The sequence below is a fragment of the Alloalcanivorax sp. genome, from assembly GCF_964221125.1.
Taxonomy (GTDB): Bacteria; Pseudomonadota; Gammaproteobacteria; order Pseudomonadales; family Alcanivoracaceae; genus Alloalcanivorax; species Alloalcanivorax venustensis.
The window spans coordinates 1-4233 of the sequence record NZ_CAXPXK010000113.1; the positions used below are offsets into that span (position 1 = coordinate 1).

4 protein-coding genes are annotated in these 4233 nt (G+C 68.7%); 3 read left to right on the plus strand and 1 reads right to left on the minus strand.

All coding sequences use genetic code 11. From position 1 onward, the window contains the following. Positions 1 to 845: signal recognition particle receptor subunit alpha (locus tag ACEQZD_RS13635; protein WP_370186136.1), on the minus strand; the 845-nt coding region annotated here is incomplete at its 3' end. 148 nt (positions 846 to 993) lie between these two features. Between ACEQZD_RS13635 and ACEQZD_RS13640 the strand changes: the two genes are divergently transcribed. From ACEQZD_RS13640 to rsmD, 3 genes are all read left to right on the plus strand, one after another. Further along, positions 994 to 2316 carry a M16 family metallopeptidase gene (locus tag ACEQZD_RS13640; protein WP_370186137.1) on the plus strand — a complete coding sequence of 441 codons (1323 nt, stop codon included), beginning with the start codon at positions 994 to 996 and terminating at the stop codon, positions 2314 to 2316. Continuing rightward, positions 2313 to 3698 (plus strand): M16 family metallopeptidase, encoded by a 1386-nt coding sequence (locus tag ACEQZD_RS13645; RefSeq protein WP_370186139.1) that lies wholly within the window; start codon positions 2313 to 2315, stop codon positions 3696 to 3698. The genes ACEQZD_RS13640 and ACEQZD_RS13645 overlap by 4 nt, the downstream gene beginning before the upstream one ends. Next, the coding region (gene rsmD, locus ACEQZD_RS13650; protein WP_370186141.1) for a 16S rRNA (guanine(966)-N(2))-methyltransferase RsmD at positions 3695 to 4233 on the plus strand (539 nt) is incomplete at its 3' end. The genes ACEQZD_RS13645 and rsmD, both read left to right, overlap by 4 nt.

Sequence of the window (4233 nt, forward strand, 5' to 3'; positions counted from 1 at the left end):
CGGGTGTGCAGGCGGCCGGCGGTGTCCGCGATCAGCACGTCGGCGCCCCGGGACTGGGCCGCCTGCACCGCGTCGTAGACCACGCTGGCGGAATCCGAGCCGGTGTGCTGGGCGACCACCGGAATGCTGTTGCGCTCGCCCCACACCTGCAGTTGCTCTACGGCGGCGGCCCGGAAGGTGTCGCCGGCGGCCAGCATCACGTTCTTGCCTTCGGCCTTGAAGCGGCAGGCCAGCTTGCCGATGGTGGTGGTCTTGCCGACCCCGTTCACGCCCACCATCAGAATCACAGAGGGCTTTTTGGAGGTGTCGATTTCCAGCGGCCGGTCCACCGGCACCAGCAGGTTGCGCAGCTCTTCCTGCAGCGCTTCGTAGAGCGCGTCCGCGTGCACCAGCTCCTGGCGGCCGACCCGGTCGGTGAGGTTGCCGATGATGGTGTCGGTGGCTTCCACGCCCACGTCCGCCACCAGCAGCTGAGTCTCGATTTCCTCGAAGATCTCGTCGTCGATCTCCTTGGCGCCCACCAGCAGGTCCGCCAGGCCCTTGCCCAGGTTCTTGCTGGTCTTGCTCATGCCCTGCTTCATGCGCGCCCAGAAACCGCCGTCGGATTCGGCGGGCGCCTCCTCGGGCGCGGCTACCGGCTCGCTGGCCGGGCGCTCGGGCTGTGCCGGGGCTTCCGCCGGCTCGGCGCTGTCCGGCTCGGGCTCGGACGGTTGCGGCTGCTTGCCGAACATGCGCGAGAACAGGCCGGCCTTCCTGGCGCCGCCGCGCGGTTCGTCGTCACGGGGCGTGCGGGCGCTGTCCTCGGCCGGGTCGCGATCGTCGTCGCGTGAAACTTCGTCGTTCATGGTCAGTCGTATCCATCGGGTTGGGAGCCACCCGCCCGCCTGATGGGGTAGGGTGGGAGCCCGGAAATGCCTTGCCCGCTCATCACGGGCGCGCGGCTATCCTACCATTGTCATTGCTGCCCGCCATAAACAGCGTAGAGGATTGCGGATGAAACCACTGTTGATCGCCCTGGGGTTGAGCCTGATCACGCTCACCGCCCGCGCCGAACTGCCGACCCACGAGTTCCAGCTCGATAACGGCCTCGACGTGCTGGTACGCGAGGATCACCGGGCGCCGGTGATCACCGTCATGGTCTGGTTCAAGGCGGGCAGCATCGACGAAGCGCCCTATGAAACCGGCCTGGCCCATGTGCTCGAGCACATGATGTTCAAGGGCAGCAAGCGGCTCGACGCCGGCGAGTTTTCGCGCACCGTGGCCCGCTTCGGCGGCAGCGACAACGCCTTCACCAGCTACGACTTCACCGCCTATTTCCAGCAGTACGAGGCGTCGCGGCTGCCGCTGGCCCTGGAACTGGAGGCGGAGCGCCTGAAAAACCTGAAGATCGACGACGAATCCTTCCGCCGCGAGCTGCAGGTGGTGATGGAAGAGCGCCGCCAGCGCACCGACGACAAGCCCACGGCGCTGGCCTGGGAGAAATTCCAGGCGGTGGCGCGGCCCGGCACCGGCTACGCCCACCCGATCATCGGCTGGCGCGACCAGCTGGCCCAGCTGCAGCCTCGGCAGGCCCGCGACTGGTATGACCGCTTCTACGTGCCCGGCAACGCCACCCTGGTGATCGCCGGTGACGTGACCCCGGAGCAGGTACGCCCGCTGGTGGAAAAGTTCTTCGCCGATCTGCCCCGCGGCGAAACGCCGCCGCGCCCGGAGACCACGCTCAACCCGCCCCCCGGCGAGCGGCGCATGACCCTGCGGCTGCCGGTGCGGGTGCCGGCGCTCTATATGAGTTATAACGTGCCGTCGCTGACCACCGCCGACCATCAGGACGACTTCTATGCCCTGACCATGTTGGGCGGGGTGCTCGACGGCGGCACCAGCGCCCGCATGGAGAGCAACCTGGTGCGCGGCCAGCGCCTGGCCGCCGGCCTGGGGGCCGGCTACGACGGCCTGCAGCGCGGCAACGGCACCTTTACCATCACCGCCACGCCCAACCCGGCGGTGAGCCTCGACGAGTTGGAGGCGGCGATCAAAGCGGAGATCGAAAAGATCGCCGAGCAGCCGCCCAGCGAGGCGGAAATGGACCGGGTGCGCGCCGGCGTGCTGGCGGAGCAGATCTACCAGCGCGACTCGGTGATGGGCCAGGCCATGGAGCTGGGTACCCTGTCGGTGCTGGGCCTGGACTGGCGGCTGGCCGGGCAATTCGATGACAACCTGGAAGCGGTGACCCCCGAGCAGGTTCAGCAAGCGGCACGGAAGTGGCTGGTGGCGGAACGCAGCGCCGTGGCCCATGTGATTCCGGAGGGCGAAGAATGATGCAGACGATAAAAGGCTTGTCCGCTCCAGTGGCGGTATGGGTGGCGGCGCTGCTGCTGGCCGGCTGCGCCGGCTTCCCGACCACCGCCGAGCAGGTCGGCCAGGCGACGCCGGCGGCGCCGGAACTGGAGATTCAGTCCTGGCGTACCGAGCAGGGCGCCAAGGTCATGTTCGTGCCCTCGCCGGCGCTGCCGATGCTCGACGTGCGCCTGGTGATGGACGCCGGCAGCGCCCGCGACGGCGACCAGCCCGGCGTGGCCGCGCTCACCAGCGCCCTGCTGGGCGAGGGCGCCGAAGGGCTGAGCGTGGACGACATCGCCCGTGGTTTCGAGGATCGCGGCGCCCGCTTCTCCACCGGCAGCTACCAGGACATGGGCGTGATCAGCCTGCGCACCCTGTCGCGGCCGCGCTGGCGTGACGACGCCGTGGACCTGTTGGCGCGGGTGATCGGCACCCCCACCTTTCCCCAGGACGCCCTGGAGCGGATCCGCACCAGTGCCCTGCAGGGCCTGAAGATGGAGAAGCAGGTGCCCGGGCCGCAGGTCAACAAGGCGTTCCAGCGCACCCTGTTCGGCGAACATCCTTACGGCCCTCCGCAGTCCGGCACGCTGGAACGCCTGCCCGGCATCGAGCGCGACGATCTGGTGGCGTTCCATCAGCGCTATTACGCCGCCGGCAACGCCGTCATCGCCCTGGTCGGTGACGTCAGCCGCGAGCAGGCGGAAGCGATCGCCGAACAGCTCAGCGAGGCCCTGCCGCGCGGCGACGCGGCCCCGGAGCTGGCCCGGGCCGAGCGTCTCAAGGAGCGTGTCACCGAACACGTGGATTTCCCGTCCAACCAGACCCACATCCTGATCGGCAACCAGGCCACCTGGCGCGGCAACCCCGACCATGTGCCGCTGTACGTGGGCAATTACATCCTCGGCGGCGGGGGCTTCGCGTCCTTGCTGACGCAGAAAGTGCGGGAAGAGAAAGGCTACGTTTACGGGGTGTCCAGCTTCTTCAAGCCGATGGCCGCCGGCGGCCCCTTCATCCTGCAATTGCAGACCGCCAACGACAACGCCGACCAGGCGCTGGCTTTGTCCATGGGCATCGTGCGGGACTTCATCGAAAACGGCCCCACCGAAGCGCAGCTGGAGGCCGCCAAGGCCAACATTCTCGGCAGCCGGGCACTGGAAACCGCCGACAACAGCGATATCATCGGCCAGCTCGGCGCCATCGGCTTCTATGATTTGCCGCTGGACTACCTGCAGCGCTTTAACCAGCGCGTGGAGGCGGTGACCGTGGAAGAGATCCGCGCGGCGTTCCAGCGGGCGCTGGACGCCGACCGGCTGGCCATCGTCAGCATCGGCCCCCGCGCGCCGCAAACGGACCGGCAATGAAGGCAAGAGGCAAAACCAGCAAGGGGCAGGTGCGTATCATCGGCGGCGAACGGCGCGGCCACCGGCTGCATTTCGTCGACCAGCGCGGTGACCTGCGCCCGTCGTCGGATCGCATGCGCGAAACCCTGTTCAACTGGCTGCAGGCGGAACTGCCCGGCGCCCGGGTGCTGGACCTGTTCGCCGGGTCCGGCGCGCTGGGCGCCGAGGCGCTGAGCCGTGGCGCCGGCCAGGCCCTGCTGGTGGAGAAAAAGCGCGACCGCTGCGCGGACCTCAGCCGGCAGCTGACGCCGCTGTTCGGCGAGCGGGTGCGCGTTCATTGCGCCGAGGCGCTCAAGTGGCTGGCGCGCTGCGAGGAGCGCTTCGATCTGGTGTTTATCGATCCACCCTATGATCTGGGTCTGGCGGCGCCGGCCTGCGAGGCGCTGGAGGCGCTCGGGCTGCTGAAACCCGATGCGCGGATTTATGTAGAATCGCGCCGTCACGACGCGGCGCCGGCGGTGCCCGAATCCTGGGAGCGCCTGCGCGAGAAGGACGG

Excerpts from the sequence above, each read along its gene's own strand:
- ACEQZD_RS13640 (WP_370186137.1), top strand. The coding sequence starts at position 994 with ATGAAACCACTGTTGATCGCCCTGGGGTTGAGCCTGATCACGCTCACC.
- ACEQZD_RS13645 (WP_370186139.1), top strand. The coding sequence starts at position 2,313 with ATGATGCAGACGATAAAAGGCTTGTCCGCTCCAGTGGCGGTATGGGTG.